At 66.5% G+C, this 17,385-nt stretch carries 16 protein-coding genes; 6 read left to right on the forward strand and 10 right to left on the reverse strand.

What is annotated here, in order from left to right:
• Positions 1 to 51: 51 nt before the first annotated feature.
• Positions 52 to 747, reverse strand: coding sequence for a TorF family putative porin (locus AC5P99_RS16580; RefSeq protein WP_108270719.1), 696 nt, complete (start codon positions 745 to 747; stop codon positions 52 to 54).
• A gap of 198 nt (positions 748 to 945) precedes the next feature.
• Between AC5P99_RS16580 and kbl the strand changes: the two genes are divergently transcribed.
• Positions 946 to 2,154, forward strand: coding sequence for a glycine C-acetyltransferase (gene kbl, locus AC5P99_RS16585; protein WP_285311421.1), 1,209 nt, complete (start codon positions 946 to 948; stop codon positions 2,152 to 2,154).
• Positions 2,155 to 2,238: 84 nt separating this feature from the next.
• On the opposite strand, the gene AC5P99_RS16590 is transcribed toward kbl, so the two are convergent.
• The 4 genes from AC5P99_RS16590 to AC5P99_RS16605 all read right to left on the reverse strand — a co-directional run bounded on the left by AC5P99_RS16590 (position 2,239) and on the right by AC5P99_RS16605 (position 5,316).
• Complete coding sequence (locus AC5P99_RS16590) at positions 2,239 to 2,574, reverse strand: hypothetical protein (RefSeq protein WP_005412356.1); 336 nt, start codon at positions 2,572 to 2,574, stop codon at positions 2,239 to 2,241.
• A gap of 85 nt (positions 2,575 to 2,659) precedes the next feature.
• Positions 2,660 to 3,469, reverse strand: a complete 810-nt coding sequence (locus AC5P99_RS16595) for a pseudouridine synthase (RefSeq protein WP_005408236.1) — start codon at positions 3,467 to 3,469, stop codon at positions 2,660 to 2,662.
• 20 nt (positions 3,470 to 3,489) lie between these two features.
• Positions 3,490 to 3,996, reverse strand: a complete 507-nt coding sequence (locus AC5P99_RS16600) for a hypothetical protein (protein ID WP_005408235.1) — start codon at positions 3,994 to 3,996, stop codon at positions 3,490 to 3,492.
• Between the two features lie 219 nt (positions 3,997 to 4,215).
• Entirely contained in the window at positions 4,216 to 5,316 is a 1,101-nt protein-coding gene (locus tag AC5P99_RS16605) for an OmpA family protein (RefSeq protein ID WP_005408234.1), read from the reverse strand.
• 357 nt (positions 5,317 to 5,673) lie between these two features.
• Here AC5P99_RS16605 and AC5P99_RS16610 point away from each other — a divergent pair, with 357 nt between their 5' ends.
• The 5 genes from AC5P99_RS16610 to AC5P99_RS16630 all read left to right on the forward strand — a co-directional run bounded on the left by AC5P99_RS16610 (position 5,674) and on the right by AC5P99_RS16630 (position 11,117).
• A complete protein-coding gene (locus tag AC5P99_RS16610; RefSeq protein WP_108270715.1) occupies positions 5,674 to 6,693 on the forward strand; it encodes a zinc-binding alcohol dehydrogenase family protein in 1,020 nt (339 codons plus the stop codon).
• A 207-nt stretch (positions 6,694 to 6,900) separates the two neighbouring features.
• Entirely contained in the window at positions 6,901 to 7,530 is a 630-nt protein-coding gene (gene yczE, locus AC5P99_RS16615) for a membrane protein YczE (RefSeq protein ID WP_005408232.1), read from the forward strand.
• A 103-nt stretch (positions 7,531 to 7,633) separates the two neighbouring features.
• Positions 7,634 to 9,664 carry an FAD-dependent oxidoreductase gene (locus tag AC5P99_RS16620; protein WP_495213343.1) on the forward strand — a complete coding sequence of 677 codons (2,031 nt, stop codon included), beginning with the start codon at positions 7,634 to 7,636 and terminating at the stop codon, positions 9,662 to 9,664.
• Between the two features lie 298 nt (positions 9,665 to 9,962).
• A complete protein-coding gene (locus tag AC5P99_RS16625) occupies positions 9,963 to 10,421 on the forward strand; it encodes a cell wall hydrolase (RefSeq protein WP_004154513.1) in 459 nt (152 codons plus the stop codon).
• 84 nt (positions 10,422 to 10,505) lie between these two features.
• Entirely contained in the window at positions 10,506 to 11,117 is a 612-nt protein-coding gene (locus tag AC5P99_RS16630; protein WP_005408230.1) for a glutathione S-transferase N-terminal domain-containing protein, read from the forward strand.
• Positions 11,118 to 11,184: 67 nt separating this feature from the next.
• Here the strand turns inward: AC5P99_RS16630 and AC5P99_RS16635 are convergent, their stop codons facing one another.
• From AC5P99_RS16635 to AC5P99_RS16655, 5 genes are all read right to left on the reverse strand, one after another.
• On the reverse strand, positions 11,185 to 12,240 hold the full coding sequence (locus tag AC5P99_RS16635) for a suppressor of fused domain protein (protein WP_495213344.1): 1,056 nt from the start codon (positions 12,238 to 12,240) through the stop codon (positions 11,185 to 11,187).
• A gap of 46 nt (positions 12,241 to 12,286) precedes the next feature.
• Positions 12,287 to 12,790, reverse strand: coding sequence for a hypothetical protein (locus AC5P99_RS16640; RefSeq protein ID WP_033835447.1), 504 nt, complete (start codon positions 12,788 to 12,790; stop codon positions 12,287 to 12,289).
• 215 nt (positions 12,791 to 13,005) lie between these two features.
• Entirely contained in the window at positions 13,006 to 14,886 is a 1,881-nt protein-coding gene (gene prpE / locus AC5P99_RS16645; protein WP_005408227.1) for a propionate--CoA ligase, read from the reverse strand.
• Positions 14,887 to 15,642: 756 nt separating this feature from the next.
• Entirely contained in the window at positions 15,643 to 16,257 is a 615-nt protein-coding gene (locus tag AC5P99_RS16650; RefSeq protein WP_088437128.1) for an RluA family pseudouridine synthase, read from the reverse strand.
• A 122-nt stretch (positions 16,258 to 16,379) separates the two neighbouring features.
• Positions 16,380 to 17,366 (reverse strand): malate dehydrogenase, encoded by a 987-nt coding sequence (locus AC5P99_RS16655; RefSeq protein ID WP_004153634.1) that lies wholly within the window; start codon positions 17,364 to 17,366, stop codon positions 16,380 to 16,382.
• Positions 17,367 to 17,385: the final 19 nt, after the last annotated feature.

A 17,385-nucleotide genomic window follows, 5' to 3' on the forward strand; every position in this document is an offset into this window, starting at 1 on the left:
TGAAAAAGGCGCCCATTGGGCGCCTTTTTCGTGGACATCAGCGAAGGCGCATCAGTTACCGATCGCGACGCTCAGCATCACGCGGCTGTGGGCCAGCTTGCCGGAATTGTCACGGCCGTTGCCGTCGGTGCCGTAGTAGCCCAGGCCGATGTTGAACAGGCCGAACTGGCGCGCGACGCCGACGTTCCAGTCGGTGTAGTCCTTGGCGATGCCGTCTTCGAAGGTGCTGCGACCGACGTTGGCATTCAGGGTGAAGTCCTTCGGCAGGCCCCAGCTGCCGCCCAGGCCGAAGTACCAGCCATCGGTGCTGCTGTTCCAGACATCGTTGGTGTAGGCCACCGTCAGCTTGTAGGTGTCATCCAGCGTGGTGGTTGTGATCAGCTCGTTGTAGTTCTGGTGGCTGGACTTCAGGTAGGTGTAGCGGTTCAGCAGCACGTCAAAGTTGACGCGCTCGGTGACGTCCACGCCGTAGCCGATCAGGTAGTCGACCTCGGTCTTCGGGTCACCCGCACCAAAATCCACGCCCGAGCCCCACACGCCTGCGTACAGGCCAACCGGGCTGGTGTAGGTGAATCCGGCCTGCAGGGTCGGATCCTCGTCGGTCTGCGACACACCACGGAACAGGTAATCGGAAACAGCGGTGACGTTCCAGCTGTACGGCGATTCGTTTTCCTGGGCGCTGGCGGCGAACGGGGCGGCCAGGGTCAGGGCAGCGGCAATGGCGAGGCAGGCACGGGCGTGCTTCATGGGCGTCTCCGAGGGTGGCGGGGGCGGGAAGGGGGAGCGGGCAACCGGCGCCAGACAGGCGCGGTTCACGAATTTTTAACCCGTTTGCTATTGCGATGCAACATGTGTCACCCGTGGCGGTGCCCTGCCCGGCCCGGTCGAAGGCCGTCGTAGCCCGGTAGAATCAACGGTTTCCCCGTTCAGAGCCGTGCCCACGCCATGACCGACGCCTCCTCCGCCCTGACCCGCCACTACGCCGAGGAACTGGACGCCATCCGCGCCCAGGGCCTGTTCAAGTCCGAGCGGATCATCACCAGCCCGCAGTCGGCCGAGATCACCCTCGAGGATGGCCGCAAGGTGCTGAACTTCTGTGCCAACAACTACCTGGGCCTGGCCGACCATCCGGACCTGATCCAGGCCGCCAAGGATGCGCTGGATACCCACGGCTTCGGCATGGCCTCGGTGCGCTTCATCTGCGGTACCCAGGACCTGCACAAGCAGCTGGAGAAGCAGATCGCCGACTTCTTCGGCAAGCAGGACACCATTCTGTACGCGGCCTGTTTCGACGCCAACGGCGGCCTGTTCGAACCGCTGCTCGGTGAGAACGACGCGATCATTTCCGATGCACTGAACCACGCCTCGATCATCGACGGCGTGCGCCTGTGCAAGGCAAAGCGCTTCCGCTACGCCAACTGCGACATGGCCGACCTGGAAGCCCAGCTGCAGGCCGCCGATGCCGCCGGCTGCAAGACCAAGCTGATCACCACCGACGGCGTGTTCTCGATGGACGGCTTCATTGCCCCGCTGGACGAGATCACCGCACTGGCGAAGAAGTACAACGCGCTGATGCACATCGATGAATGCCACGCCACCGGCTTCCTCGGTGCCACCGGCCGCGGCTCTGCCGAAGTGAAGGGCGTGCTGGAGAAGATCGACATCATCACCGGCACCCTGGGCAAGGCCATGGGCGGCGCACTGGGCGGCTTCACCTGCGCCAGCGCCGAGGTGATCGAGCTGCTGCGCCAGCGTTCGCGGCCGTACCTGTTCTCCAACTCGCTGCCGCCGCATGTGGTGGCCGCCGGCATCAAGGCATTCGAGATGCTGGCTGCCGCTGACGACCTGCGCGACACCTTGGTGGAGAACACCCGCTACTTCCGCGAAAAGATGGTCGCCGCCGGTTTCGACGTGAAGCCGGGCGTGCACCCGATCAGCCCGGTGATGCTGTACGACGCACCGCTGGCGCAGAAGTTCGCCGAGCGCCTGCTCGAAGAAGGCATCTACGCGATCGGTTTCTTCTTCCCGGTGGTGCCCAAGGGCCAGGCCCGCATCCGCACCCAGATCAGCGCTGCGCACAGCCGCGAGCACCTGGACCGCGCGATCGATGCGTTCACCCGCATCGGTGTCGAGCTGGGCGTGATCAAGGGTTGATCCCAGCGGTCAAAGCGTGCCGACCAAGGTCGGCACCTACCAGAGCTTGAGGGCGTGCCGACCGAGGTCGGCACCTTCCCGGCATCACTTCTTTTTCTTCTTGCCCTTCGGCTCGTCCTTGCTGGCCACCACCACCGGCTTGGCGGCAGCGTCCTGGCCGTTGCCCTTGGCAACGCGGATGCCGTTGGCCTTCATCCAGGCATCGAACTCGTCGGCGGTCATCTTCTTGTCGCCGTTGCTCATCAGGAAGCGGTAGCTGCCGCGGCCATCCAGCTCCGGGGTCTTCACTTCCACCACCGGGGTTTCGGCCGGCGTTTCTGCCTTGGCCACCTTCTTGTGGCCACCACAGGCGGTCAGCAGCACCATCGGCAGCAGCAGGCCTGCGCAGCGCAGGGTTTGGTTGAGGGTCGGGTGGTACATGGGCAGGCTCCGTTCGGGAAGTTCAGCAACCAGGCGCCCCCTACGCCTGGAACGGTGGCCGGCAACCGCCGGCCGCGGGCGATGATCAGCCCGGTGCAGCGGCCCCCAGCCGCTGCTGGTCATTGACCTCCAGCATCCGCCACTGACCCTTGCCGAGATCGCCGAGCTGCAGCCCGCCGATCGCAACCCGGACCAGGCGCAGCACCTGCAGGTCGAAGGCCGCCAGCAGGCGGCGGATGTGGCGGTTGCGGCCCTCGTCGAGGACCACCTCCAGCCACGCGGTCTTGTCGCCGCTGCGCAGCACGCGCACGGCCTGGGCCACGAGGAACTCGCCCTCGTCCTCCACGCCGGCCTGCAGGGCCGCCAGCGTGGCGTCATCTGGCAGGCGGTCGACCTGCACGTGGTACGTCTTCTGCGGACCCGTTTCCGGATCGGTCAGGCGCGCGGCCCACTGCGGATCGTTGCTGAACAGCAACAGCCCTTCACTGGCCTTGTCCAGGCGCCCGACCGGCGCGATCCACGGCAGCCCTGCACCATCGAAACAGCGGTAGACGGTGTCGCGGCCACGCTCGTCCTGCGCGGTGGTCACCACCCCGCGTGGCTTGTTGAGCATCAGGTACAGGCGCTGCGGCGCGCCCATCGGCTGGCCATCGACCTCGATCGGCGGCGCCGGCTGGCCAATCGGGAACTCGGGATCCCGCACGATGCGGCCGGAGACGCGTACGCGTCCGTCGGCAATCCAGCGCGCGGCCTCGCTGCGCGAGCACACGCCGGCCTTGGACAGCACGCGCGCCAGGCCATGACGGACACCGGCGGCGGTGGCAGCGGGAGTCGCACGCCCACGCGATGCGTGGGAGCGGGCGGCGGGGGCGGCAGGTGGGCGGCGCGTGCGCAAGCCTCTGCTCCCCGCGGCGCTTACTTCTTGTCGACCGGCTTGGTCTCAGCCGGTGCTTCGGCCGGGGCCGGAGTGGCGGCCGGAGCCGGACGCGCCTTGACCACACGCACGCCACGCGCCTTCATCCAGGCGTCGAACTCTTCGGCGGTCATGCGCTTGCCGTTCTGGCTCATGTCGAAGCGCCAGGGCGTGTTGTCGAATTCGGTCTGCGGCTTGTAGGCCGCCGGATCGTTCGGCTTCACCGCCGGTGCGCTCGGAATGGCCTTGGCGATGTTCTGGCAGCCATCGATGCGCAGGCGCTGCAGCACCTGGTCCAGCGACTGCGACGGATCGTAGTTGCTGCTCAGCACGCCGGCCGGCATGCCCAGCTGGTTGCCACGGATGTAGAGCTCGTCGGCCACCGGCGCGATGGTCGTGGCCGGCAACGGCAGCGGCGAGGCGCTGGTGTTGACCGAGCAATCGACCGCAGCGTGGGCGGCGGGAACCAGGGCCAGCGCCAGGACGGCGGCCGATGCAGAGCGCAGCATGAAGGGCATCCAGGAAAGGAAGTGACGCGGCGAGTTTAGCAATGCCGCGACAGCTTTCAAGCGCCACTTTCAATGAATACGGCAACCCATTGGTTTTACGGACAAAAACCCGACGAACGGTTACCCTCGGACCGGCAGGCACCGGATTCCGGGCCGCAGAAACAACAAGACCCGGCCGAAGCCGGGTCCTGCTATGTCCTACTGGCAGAGCGTCAGAACTTAGTTCTGGACGTTCAGCTCGGTACGACGGTTCTTGGCGCGACCTTCCGGGTTGTCCGAACCATCCGGGTTGGTGTTCGGAGCAATCGGACGGCTCTCGCCGTAGCCGATCGGGCCGACCAGGCGACCGGCGTCAACGCCGTTCTTGGTCAGGTAGTTGTACACGGCGGTAGCACGACGCTCCGACAGCTTCTGGTTGTAAGCGTCGGTACCCTTCGAGTCGGTGTGACCGGCGACTTCAACGCGCAGATCCGGGTAACGCTTCAGGATCTCGGTGGCTTCGCTCAGGATCGCCACGGCGTCCGGACGCAGGTTCGACTTGTCGAAGTCGAAGTTGACGCCCTTCAGGTCGATGGAGACCGGCACCGGGCAACCGTCCGGACCGATGGTCTGACCCGGCTGCGAGTTCGGGCACTTGTCGTCGCAGTTGTTGACGCCGTCACCGTCGTCATCCAGGTCGGCGCAGCTCGGGGCAACCGGAGCCGGAGCCGGAGCAGCCGCGACCGGAGCCGGGCCCAGCGGGATCACGACGCCGACCGAAGCCAGCACGTCGCCGAACCAGCTTTCATCGTTGCCGGCACGCTTCGGGTTCACGCTCTGGTCGTCGAAATCAGCGCGGTAGGCGACTTCGGCACGGACAGCAACGCGCTTCTCGAAGGTGGTCTGCAGACCGACGCCGACCTTGGCGGCAAAGTTGCCGTCCTTGCGGTCAGCCAGGCCACCGCTGATCGGGTTGTACTCTTCTTCCGACTTCTGGTAGCCCAGGCCGGCCAGCAGGTACGGGTTCCAGCCGCGGCCTTCCTTGATGAAGTGGCGACGCAGGTCCAGCGAGACGCCGTACTGCGACCAGTTCATGTCCTTGTTGGCGTCGAAGTTCGGGTTCTGGTAGTTCAGCTCACCGTCCAGCGACCAGTTCGGGCTGATGAACTTGCCCAGGCCCAGGGTGACGAACGGAGCGTCATTGGTCAGGCGGTCGCTGTCCTGGAAGTTGAAGCCGGCCGAACCGGTCAGGTACCAGCGGTCATCGAACTCCTGCGCGGACGCAGCCTGGGCGAAAGCCAGACCACCCAGCAGCGCGGCAGTAAGGATCTTCTTGTTCATTGAGTACAGCTCCTATTTCGGGGGTATGAAACCGGTAGAGGCATGGGCCAGCACTAGTGCGTCGATGTTCGACAGCCGATTCAGCACGCCACCGCCGCGAACATTATGCTCAGGCGGGTGAAGGTCATGTTAACAGTCCCGTAACATGTGAAGTATCGCGCCCGACCCTCCACCGGTCCGACGTTGAAACCCTATACAGGATGATGAAAATCCGCAAGACCCTCACGCTGCAAGGGTTTGACGGGGTTTAAGTGCGGAATACGACATATTGCGCAACAGCTTGCTCCACCCGATTCAGCGTATCTGCTGAAACGTGAGGAACTCTATGATGGAGCCACGTACCCAGCCGGAGCCGAGATGAAAGCCGTCGCCCTGAGTCGTGAATCCGCCCCCGCCCTCTGCGATATCCACCTGCCCCCGCCGCTGCCTCCGGGTGGCCGCGACCTGCTGATCCGGGTCGAGGCCGTCTCGGTGAACCCGGTCGACGGCAAGCAGCGGGCGGCCACCGATCCGGCCACGCTCGAAGCACCCCGCGTACTCGGCTGGGACGCCGCCGGGGTGGTCGAAGCGATCGGCGAGGACGCCAGCCTGTTCGCGTCCGGCGACGAGGTCTACTACGCCGGTGATGTCACCCGGCCGGGCTGCAATGCGCAGTTCCATCTTGTGGACGAACGGCTGGTAGCGCGCAAGCCGACCACGCTCGACTTCGCCGAAGCGGCCGCACTGCCACTGACCACGCTCACCGCATGGGAACTGCTGTTTCAGCGCATGCCATTGCAGCTGGATGATCGCCGCCATGCCGGCCAGCACCTGCTGGTGATCGGCGGAGCAGGCGGTGTTGGATCGATGGCGATCCAGCTGGGCCGGCATGCCGGATTCGAGGTGATCGCCACCGCCTCGCGTGAATCATCGATCCACTGGTGCCGGCAGATGGGTGCCCAGCATGTAATCGACCACCGGCAGCCGCTGCTGCCCCAGCTGCAGGCATTGGGCATCGACGCAGTACAGGTCGCGCTCAACCTGGCCGACACCGACCATTACTGGGATGCGTTGGGTCAGCTGCTGGCGCCACAGGGCCATGTCGGCCTCATCGTCGAACCGCGCGGCGCGCTGCGCATCGGTGATCCCTACAAGGCCAAGTGCATCGGCATCCACTGGGAGTTCATGTTCGCGCGTTCGCGCTTCGCCACGGCGGACCGCATCGAACAGCACCGCATCCTCAGCCGCGCGGCCAGCATGATCGACGCTGGCCAGCTGCGCGGCACCCTCAGCGAGACGCTGGGCGCGATCAATGCGGCGAATCTGGACATCGCGCATCAGCGCTTGGCCAGCGGGCGCACGGTGGGCAAGCTGGCGCTGGCCGGCTGGGGCGACTGAGCCAGGCTGGAACGCCAGTGCAGTGCCGAGCCATGTTCGGCTGGCGGTGCCAGGCAAAGCAGCCGGAGCATGGCCCAGCTCCACAGAACGGCCCATACGCAGGATCGACGACTCCTGTAGCGGTGGATCGGCCGGCATCTGTATCTATGGGAGTGACTGAATCGGGATTACGGTGGAAACAGCCCCCCCCTCTCCCCGAGCGCCACCATGCCCACCGCCCTGCCCCTGCGTCTGCTGCAACTGATCATCGGCCTGTTCCTGTACGGCTTCGGCGCCTCGCTGATGATCCGTGCAGCGATCGGCGTGGCCCCCTGGGACGTGTTGTCGCAGGGCATCGCCGCACAGACGCCGCTATCGTTCGGCCTGGCCACCAATGTGATCGGTGCACTGGTGCTGCTGCTGTGGTGGCCATTGCGACAGAAGCCGGGCGTCGGCACCGTGCTCAACGTGATGTTGATCGGTCCATCCGCGCAGTTCGGGCTGTGGTTGCTTCCCCCGGCGGTCGGCCTTGGCTGGCAGCTGGCGATGTTCTGCGCCGGCATGCTGCTGGTCGCCCTGGCCACCGGCCTGTACATCGGCGCCAAGCTCGGGCCCGGCCCACGCGACGGCCTGATGACCGGCCTGCATGCCCGCACCGGCTGGCCGATCTGGAAGGTGCGCAGCCTGATCGAGGGCAGCGTGCTGCTGCTGGGCTGGTGGCTCGGCGGCAATGTCGGTGTCGGCACCCTCGCCTTCGCCCTGCTGATCGGCCCCCTGTGCGGAGTAACGCTGGGCTGGTTCGGGATTGGGCGTCCCCCGGTAGTGCCGGCCGCTGGCCGGCAACCGCAATCACCCTGAGCTGATCGAATGCCGGCCAGCGGCCGGCACTACCGCCCGCGCCCCTTGCCCCGGCCGCCGTTTCCCGGCACGCTTCGCGCTTCCGTACGCAAGCGTATCGATCATGTCGCCAGCCAACGAAAGCGCCTATCCCCACCTGTTCGCCCCGCTGGACCTGGGCTTCACCCAGCTGCGCAACCGCGTGTTGATGGGTTCGATGCACACCGGCCTGGAAGATCGCGCCCGCGACTTCCCGCGCTTGGCCGCCTACTTCGCCGAACGCGCCGAAGGTGGCGTCGGCCTGATCGTCACCGGTGGCTTCGCGCCGAACGTGGTCGGCTGGCTGAAGCCCTTTGGCGGAAAGCTGTCCTGGCCCTGGGAAGTGCGCCCGCACCGGCAGCTCACCGCGGCCGCGCACCAGCACGGCGCGAAGATCTGCCTGCAGCTGCTGCATGCCGGCCGCTATGCCTACCATCCCCTGTCGGTGGCACCTTCGAAGCTGAAGGCGCCGATCAACCCGTTCACCCCGCGTGCGCTGTCGGCCAGCGGTGTCGAGCGGCATATCGCCGACTACGCACGCAGCGCAAAGCTGGCCCGCGAAGCCGGCTACGACGGCGTCGAAGTGATGGGCTCGGAGGGCTACCTCATCAACGAGTTCATCGCCCCGCGCACCAACAAGCGCTCCGACCGCTGGGGTGGCGACGCCCACCAACGCATGCGTTTTGCAGTGGAGATCGTGCGCCGCATCCGCGAGGCCTGCGGCCCGGACTTCATCATCATCTACCGCCTGTCGCTGGTGGATCTGGTTGACGACGGCAGCAACTGGGAAGAGATCGTGCAGCAGGCCCAGGCCATCGAGGCGGCTGGCGCGACGATCATCAATTCCGGCATCGGCTGGCACGAAGCGCGCATCCCGACCATTGCCACCTCGGTGCCGCGCGCCGCCTTCGCCGGTGTCACCGCCAAGCTCAAGCCGCATGTAACGGTGCCGCTGGTGGCGACCAACCGCATCAACATGCCCGACGTCGCCGAGCGCATCCTTGCCAGCGGCGGCGCCGACATGGTGTCGCTGGCGCGCCCGCTGCTGGCCGACCCGCAATGGCCCAACAAGGCCCGCGCCGGCCGCGCCGAGGCGATCAACACCTGCATCGCCTGCAACCAGGCCTGCCTGGACCACGTGTTCGAGAACAAGCTGGCCAGCTGCCTGGTCAATCCGCGTGCCGCACACGAGACCGAGCTGGTCTACCGCCCGGCTGCCACGCCGAAAAAGGTGGCGGTGGTCGGCGCCGGTCCGGCCGGCCTGGCTTGCGCCACGGTGGCCGCCGAGCGCGGCCACCAGGTCACCCTGTTCGATGCCAACGACGAGATCGGTGGCCAGTTCAACGTGGCCAAGCGCATCCCCGGCAAGGAAGAGTTCCACGAGACCCTGCGCTATTTCCGCCACAAGCTGGCTGAAACCGGCGTGCAGCTACGCCTGGACACGCGAGCAGACGCGGCCAGCCTGGCCGGCTTCGACGAGGTGGTGCTGGCCACCGGCATCACGCCGCGCAAGGTCGACTTCCCCGGCGCCAACCACGCCAAGGTGGTCAGCTACCTGGACGTGCTGCTGGGCCGGGTCGAAGTGGGCGCCAGTGCGGCGATCATCGGCGCCGGCGGCATCGGCTTCGATGTCGGCGAGTTCCTCAGCCACGCTGGTGAGTCCCCCTCGCTGGACCCACAGCGCTGGATGGCCGAATGGGGCGTGGACAGCACGTTCGAGGCCCGCGGCTCGCTGGCCAGGCCGCAGCCCGAGGCATCGCCGCGGCGGCTGTGGCTGCTGCAGCGCAGCCCGGGCAAGCCCGGCGCGCGGCTGGGCAAGACCACCGGCTGGATCCACCGCGCCACGCTGAAGGCCAAGGGCGTGCGCATGCTCGGCGACGTCGAGTACCTGGGCGTGGACGACGAAGGCCTGCGCATCCGCGTGGAAGGCAGCGAACAGCTGCTGCCGGTCGATCATGTGGTGATCTGCGCCGGGCAGGAACCGAACCGCGCATTGCAGGCCGAGCTGCAGGCCGCCGGCATCAACGCGCAGCTGATCGGCGGTGCCGATGTAGCGGCCGAACTGGACGCCAAGCGGGCCATCGACCAAGGCAGCCGGGTGGCCGCCGCGCTCTGATGAGCGCATGAATGGGGGACGGAATGTGATTTCCGTCACCCCTCCCGAACCTGAATGTCAAGCCGGACGGTTCACGATGCGTTCGGCTACGCCCCCCTACCTTGCGCCATCTTTCCGCTCACCAGCCAGTTTCCGGTGAGCCGGCGCAGCCCCCACGATCGGTACTGGTCGTTTCTTTTGGGGCTGCCCACGGGGCGGCCCCGATGGCCGCCTCCCCATGACGCCAAGTCGTCCCCCGCATCCTGTCGCCCCCGCGACTGGAAGCGGAGAGTGCGGCCCATACGGAGCAAGGAGTTATATGAAACTGGCCTGGATTCTCTGGCTGTCGCAGTTGTTGCCGCAGCCGGCCGCTGATTCACTGTGTCTGAGCACCACCGTTTACCTGGAAGCCCGCGACCAGACCCTGCGCGGCCAGCAAGCCGTTGCCGAGGTCGCCCTGCGCCGCCTCGACAGTGGCCTGTGGGGCGACTCGATGTGCCAGGTGGTCACCGCGCGCAAGCAGTTCGCGCCGACCATCGTCTCCCCCGGCACCCAGCTGGGCAATGACGCGGCCTGGAGCGAGGCAATGAACGTGGCCTTCGACGCCGAGCGCAACTGGGCGCTGCCGGCCGGCGAGCGCCGCGAGATCGTGCCCGGAGCCAGCCACTTCGCCGCGTTGTCCATCGCCAGCCCGAACTGGCGCAACGCCTACCAGGTGGCCACCATCGGCGATCACACCTTCTATAAGGTGCAGAACCTCAAGCCGCGGCAGTCGTAACGATCCGTGCTGGCGGCAGCGTTGCCGCCCGCTGGCAGGCTCTGGGATAGTGGGCGTTTCCCGCCCGCATCACCTGGAGTTCCCATGAAGCTGTACAGCAAGCCCGGTGCCTGTTCCACCGCCGACCACATCGCCCTGCAGTGGACCGGCCAGCCGTTCGAGGTCGAACTGCTGAACAAGGACACCCTGAAGGGTCCGGAATTCCTCAAGATCAATCCGGCCGGCGCCGTTCCCGCGCTGGTCGATGGCGACTTCGTGCTGCTGCAGAACGCCGCGATCATGGGCTATATCGCCGACACCTACCCGCAGGCCGGCCTCGGCGGCGATGGCAGTGCGCGCCAGCGTGCCGAAGCCACCCGCTGGCTGGCCTTCGTCAATTCCGACGTGCATCCGGCCTTCTCGCCGCTGTTCGCACCGGGCAAGTTCATCGCCGACGAAAGCCAGTTCGACGCGATCCGCGCCGCCGCACACAAGCGCCTGCGTGGCCTGTTCGAGACCGCTGACAGGCAGCTGGCCGACAAGCCCTGGCTGGCCGGCTTCCGCAGTTTCGCCGATCCGTACTTCTACATCACCCTGCGTTGGGCCGCCGGCACCAAGGTCGACCTGTCGGGCCTGGACAACCTGGCCGCCTACAAGGCACGCATGGACGCCGATGCCGGCGTGCAGGCCGCACTGAAGGCCGAAGGCCTGGCCTGAGCCTGACCCGGGGTCGGATCCGTCTGCACAGCAGGCGGCTCTGACCCCACCGGCGCCATCACCACACTCAGCCGATCTGGCGGATCACTTCACCGTTGGCATCGCGCAGGTAGGTCGGCACCACTTCGATGCGCAGCGCTCCCGCCACCGGGTAGATGCCACGTTCGGCACGCACGCCCGCCAGGGCCTGCAGCCCCGTCTCGTCCAGCGCCCAGCGCGCGCTGTCGGCCGATACCTCGCCGGTTTCACCGCGCGCTGCCGGAATGAATTCCCACTGCCGCTCGCGGCTGGCCAGTTCCAGCGATCTGCCGTGGCGCAGGCGCAATGGCAGCAGCTCGCACACACTGGCCACCTGGCCGGCGCCGAGCACCAGGGTGGTGACGCCCGCCTCCTGCCGCCAATCCAGTGTCTCGATGAACAACATGCCGGTGCTGGAGCCCTCGCGCTCGCTGCCGGCCCGCACCTGTGCGGCGAGTGCCGGATCCTCCAACAGGTTGCCGCGATGCAGGTCGCTGATCCACAGCGGCATCGCCGGTTGCAGCGCCTGCAGCACGCCGCGCGTCGACCAACGCTTGACCGCTTCCATCTCCTCATCGGTCAGCCCGACCAGCTGCAGGAACTGCAGGTGGCCATTGGCGGTGTCGCGCGCAGGCAACTGCGGATCGGCGATGAAGGCCAGGTGGCACAGACGCGTGCCGGTCTCCAGCGCGATCGGGCCGTTGGCGTTCAGATGGTGACCATCCTCGAACACGTTGCCGCTGCCAAACACGTAGCGCGCCAGGTTCTGCAGCAGGTTCATCGGCCACACCGGCGGGGTGCTGCCGGCGTGCTCACCGGCTTCAGCAGCCAGGCGGAAGGTCAGCTCGAATCCATAGCCGCTGGCATCTGCATCACTGCTCTCCTTGGCGTACAGCTCGGAGAAGCCGTAGGTGATGTAATGCCAGTGCGGTACCGGCGCATCCGCCCAGTACACGCTGATGCCATCCAGCGGATCCTGGCCACCCGGCGTGTACGGCAACGCCGTACCGTAGTGACGGGGTTCCTGGCCAGCATACAGCGGCGCCAGCGCCGCATTGATCGCGTCCCAGCCTGGGGTGTCGGTGTCGTCGTGGTCGTCCTGCACGCGGGACTCCTTGTGGGGAAGTGAACCGATCACTTTACGCGGTGGCTCAGGCCTGCACGACCTCGCCGCCACCATTGACCACGGCGGCCTGGGTTTCCTGCCACCAGCGCTGCGCCAGCGCCGGGCTGCGCGCCTTGCCCACCGCCGCCAGCAGTTCCGGGCACAGGCGTTCCAACGCAAGTGCATCGGTGCAGCGTTCAATCTTCAACTGCATGAAGTAGCCCTTCAGGCCCAGGTGGCGCCGCACCGCCTCGCTCATCGCGTCGTACAGCTGCTGGTACAACGCCGGATCCTGTTCGCGGCCGGTGCTGATGCCACGTACCGGTGCCAGCTCGGCATTGCCACCGATCACTTCGATCAGGCCCTGCGCTTCCAGCTGCTCCAGTGCATCGGCCGGCGCGCGCAGGCCTTCGAACAGGCCACGCAGTTCGGTGTCATCGCGATGGCCGTCGACCATCAGCAGGATCGAACGCAGTGCCGCCGGCAGGCGCCGGCCACGGTCTTCGATTTCCTGACGGCCAGCAGCCGTCTTGGCGTGCAGCAATGCCATTGCCTCCCCCTCCCTCGATGCACAATGCCGGCGCGCCCTGACGGGCACGCCCCCCTGTGTGCCATCCCCGGACGGCACGCGCCTTCCCCGGCGCGCGCCGCGTATTGCAGGTCGATGACAGGCCGAGCTTAGCGCAAGTGCCGCGGGTAGTGCCGGCCGCTGGCCGGCAACCTCGTGATTGAGGGGGGTGCCGGCCAGTAGCCGGCACTACCGGATCAACGGCCCAGCGCGCGGCGGATCTCCTCCAGCGCGCTGGGGTCGTCCAGCGTCGACAGGTCGCCCGGATCACGCTGTTCGGCCAGCGCCTGCAGCGAGCGCCGCAGCAGCTTGCCGGAGCGGGTCTTGGGCAGTGCATTGACCACGTGTACGTGCGCCGGGCGTGCGACCGCGCCGAGCGAGGTGGTCACCGTCGCCATCATCTCGGCCACCACCGGCGCCGGATCCTCGCCATCCAGGCCCTGCTTGAGGGTGACGAACACCAGCGGCACCTGCCCCTTCAGTTCATCCTTGACCCCGATCACGGCGGCCTCGGCCACCCGCGGATGGCTGGAAATGGCCTCCTCGATCTCGCGCGTGCCCAGACGGTGCCCGGCTACATTGATGACATCATCGGTGCGACCGAGGATGAAGGTGTAGCCATCGTCGTCGCGGATCGCCCAGTCCAGCGAGCTGTACAGCAGTTCCTTGAAGTGGCTGAAGTAGCTCTGCAGGAAGCGGCTGTCATCATTCCACACGGTGCTCATGCAACCCGGCGGCAGCGGTGGCGACACCACCAGCACGCCCTTCTGCCCCGGTGCGACTTCCTCGCCGGTGTTCTCGTCGATCACCTTCATCCGGTAACCGAGATTGGGGAACCCGGGCGAGCCGAAACGCACCGGCTTCATTTCCAGGCCCGGCAACAGGGTCAGTGCCGGCCAGCCGGTTTCGGTCTGCCAGTAGTTGTCGATGATCGGCTTGCCGAGCGCTTCGCTGATCCAGTGCGCGGTCGGCTCGTCGAGCGGCTCGCCGGCCAGGAACAGGTACTTCAGCGCACGCAGGTCGTGGCGATGGATGAAGTCCGCGTCGTGCTTCTTCAGCACGCGGATGGCGGTGGGCGAGGAGAACATCGTGCGCACGTTGTACTGCTCGCACAGCGCCCACCAGATGCCGGGATCCGGATTGGTCGGCAGCCCTTCGTACAGCAGCGAGGTGCAGCCACCGATCAGCGGGCCGTACACATTGTAGGAGTGGCCCACCGCCCAGCCGACATCGGAGGTGGAGAACATCACCTGGCCCGGCTTGCAGTCGAACACGGTCTCCATCGACTGCGCCATCGCCACCGCATAGCCGCCCACATCGCGCTGCACGCCCTTCGGCTTGCCGGTGGTGCCGGAGGTATACAGCAGATAGCTCGGCTCGCTCGCTTCCAGCCACTGCACCGGCACATCCACTTCCCCGATCTGTGCATGCAGCGTGGCGTAGTCCACATCACGGCCCGGCACGCGCGGTTCGGCGGCATCCAGCCCACGCGACACGATCAGCACATGCGGTGGCGGCGACGCCGCTTCGGCGCAGGCGGCGTCGACCATCGGCTTGTACGGAATCAGCTTGCCACCGCGCATGCCGGCGTCGGCGGCGATGAGCAGCTTGGGCTTGGCATCGTCGATGCGCAGCGCCAGGTTGTGCGCGGCGAAGCCACCGAACACCACCGAGTGCACCGCACCGATGCGCGCGCAGGCCAGCATCGCGAACACCGCCTCGGCCATGTTCGGCATGTAGATCACCACACGGTCACCGTGGCCGACACCGAGGTGCTTGAGTACCGCGGCGAAGTCGTTCACTTCGCGGTACAGCTGGCGATAGGTGATCTCGCGTGTGCTGTTGGTTTCGGTGGAGATGGCGACCAGTGCGAGCTGGTCGGCGCGCTCGGCCAGGTGGCGATCGACGGCGTTGTAGCAGAGATTGGTTTCGCCGCCGACAAACCAGCGCCGGAACGGCGGGTTGCTGTAGTCGAGCACCTGCTGCGGCGGTTTATGCCAATGGATGCGCTTGGCTTCCTCGCCCCAGAAGGCCTCCGGCTCGTCGATCGAGCGACGGTAGGTTTCCTCGTAGTTCATGACGCAGCCCTCCCAGACAAAGTCATGGGTTCGAGGATAGTCCGGTGCTGCCGGGCGGGCCGCCCTACCTTGGTAGGGGGTGGGGTTTTCATGCAGGGCTGCGCCCTGCACCTGCAGGGGCCAGAGCAACGTCAACTTCAACGGCAGAAGCCGGCTATCCGTGGGATGGCGGGGTGGGTCCGGTTGAGGGGGACGCTGCAAGTACGTCCATGTAAGCTCGGTCGCCGCTTGCTCGTGTGCGCAGTCCTGCGCACACGGCAAGACCGGGGTTGGGCGTCCTGCCCAACCCGCCCGAGGCATGCCTCGGGCCCATGCGGCTCACGCCCCCTCAACCGGACCCACCCCGCCTTCGACAGTTCTCCGCGATCTGTCAGAACGGCGTTCTGCCTTGGTGGGTGTCGACCTTGGTCGACTGCTCTGGTAGGTGTCGACCTTGGTCGACACGGTAGATCCACGCCATGCGTGGATGATTCATTCGATATCTGACAGAAAAATCGTGTCGACCAAGGTCGACACCTACCAACAGCTGCGCGGAACAACGGCCACCGTTACCAACAGCCGAGTGAACCTGTCGAAGGTGGGGCGGTGTCGGAGTGCGGGGTGTCAGCCGCATGGATGCGGCTGCCAAGCCTACAGGGACGTACTTGCGGCGTCCCCGCACTCCGACACCGTCCCGCCAACCCACGTATAGCCCGCTTTTGACGTTGACGTTGACGTTGATTCTGCGGGTGCAGGGCTGCAAGCCCTGCCGACCCCCTAGAACGGAGCCGCGGACTCGAACGCGAGCACCTCGCCCGTCACCGGGTGGGTGAACTGCAGGCTGCACGCATGCAGATGCACGCGGTGCGCCGGTGCCGCGTCATACAGCACGTCGCCAACAATCGGATGGCCAATACTGGCCATGTGCAACCGCAGCTGATGGCTGCGGCCAGTGATCGGTTCCAACGCCACGCGCGTGCGCCGCGCTTCTACATCACGCGCCAGTACGCGCCAGCGGGTCAACGCCGGCTTGCCGCGTTCGTGATCGACCATCTGCTTCGGCCGGTTCGGCCAGTCAACGATCAACGGCAGGTCCACTTCGCCGGAATCACCCTCGAGCAGCCCCTGCACCACCGCTTCATACCGCTTGCCAACCTGGCGCTGCTCGAACTGCATCGACAACGCCGCCTGCATGTCCTTGCCACGCGCATGCAGCAGCAGGCCGGAGGTCACCTGGTCCAGCCGATGCACGGTCAACGCATCCGGATACAGCGCCTGCAGGCGCGCGACCACGCAGTCCTGGTTCTCGACGCTGCGGCCGGGTACGGACAACAGGCCAGCCGGCTTCTCGGCCACCAGCAGTGCGTCATCGATGTAGTGCAGGTGGATCATGCGGTTCCAGGAATTCCAAATGAAAACGGGGAAGCCGAAGCCTCCCCGTTTTCTGCGTACCGACCAGCGGTCGGTACCTACCTTGATGGAAGACGTACCGGCCGGAGCCGGTACCGCCTGCATCAGCCCAGCAGGTGGGCGACGCCGGCGCGCTCTTCTTCCAGCTCGGCCAGGGTCTTGTCGATGTACTTCTGGCTGAAGTCGTCGATCGGCAGGTCCTTGACCAGGGTGTACTTGCCGTTCTCGGTGGTCACCGCGAAGCCGAAGATCACGCCTTCCGGAATGCCGTAGGAACCGTCGGACGGCACGCCCATGGTGACCCACTTGCCGTTGCTGCCCAGCACCCAGTCACGCACGTGGTCGATCGCTGCGTTGGCGGCCGAAGCAGCCGAGGACGAGCCACGGGCTTCGATGATCGCCGCGCCGCGCTTGCCGACGGTCGGGATGAAGGTGTTGGCGTTCCACTCCTGGTCGTTGATCGCATCGGCGATCGACGCACCATCGGCGGTGGCGAAACGGTAGTCCGGGTACATGGTCGGGCTGTGGTTGCCCCACACCACCAGCTTCTCCATGCCACCGACCGGCTTGCCGAGCTTGGTCGACAGCTGGCTCAGCGCGCGGTTGTGGTCCAGGCGCAGCATGGCGGTGAAGTTTTCCGGCTTCAGGTCCGGGGCCGACTTCATCGCGATGTAGGCGTTGGTGTTGGCCGGGTTGCCGACCACCAGCACCTTCACGTCACGGCTGGCGACCTTGTTCAGCGCTGCACCCTGGGCGGTGAAGATCTTGGCGTTCTCCAGCAGCAGGTCCTTGCGCTCCATGCCCGGGCCGCGCGGACGTGCGCCGACCAGCAGGGCGATGTCGGCGTCCTTGAACGCGACTTCGGCGTCATCGGTGCCGACCATGCCGGCCAGCAGCGGGAAGGCACAGTCTTCCAGCTCCATCATCACGCCCTTCAGGGCGGCCTGGGCCTTGTCCACCGGCAGTTCCAGCAGCTGCAGGATGACCGGCTGGTCCTTGCCCAGCATTTCGCCGGAGGCGATGCGGAACAGCAGGGCATAACCGATCTGGCCGGCGGCGCCGGTCACGGCAACACGAACGGGTGCTTTCATGGGGGTTTCCTCTTGCTTG

The organism is Stenotrophomonas sp. YJH_SMC_80, from assembly GCF_059372495.1.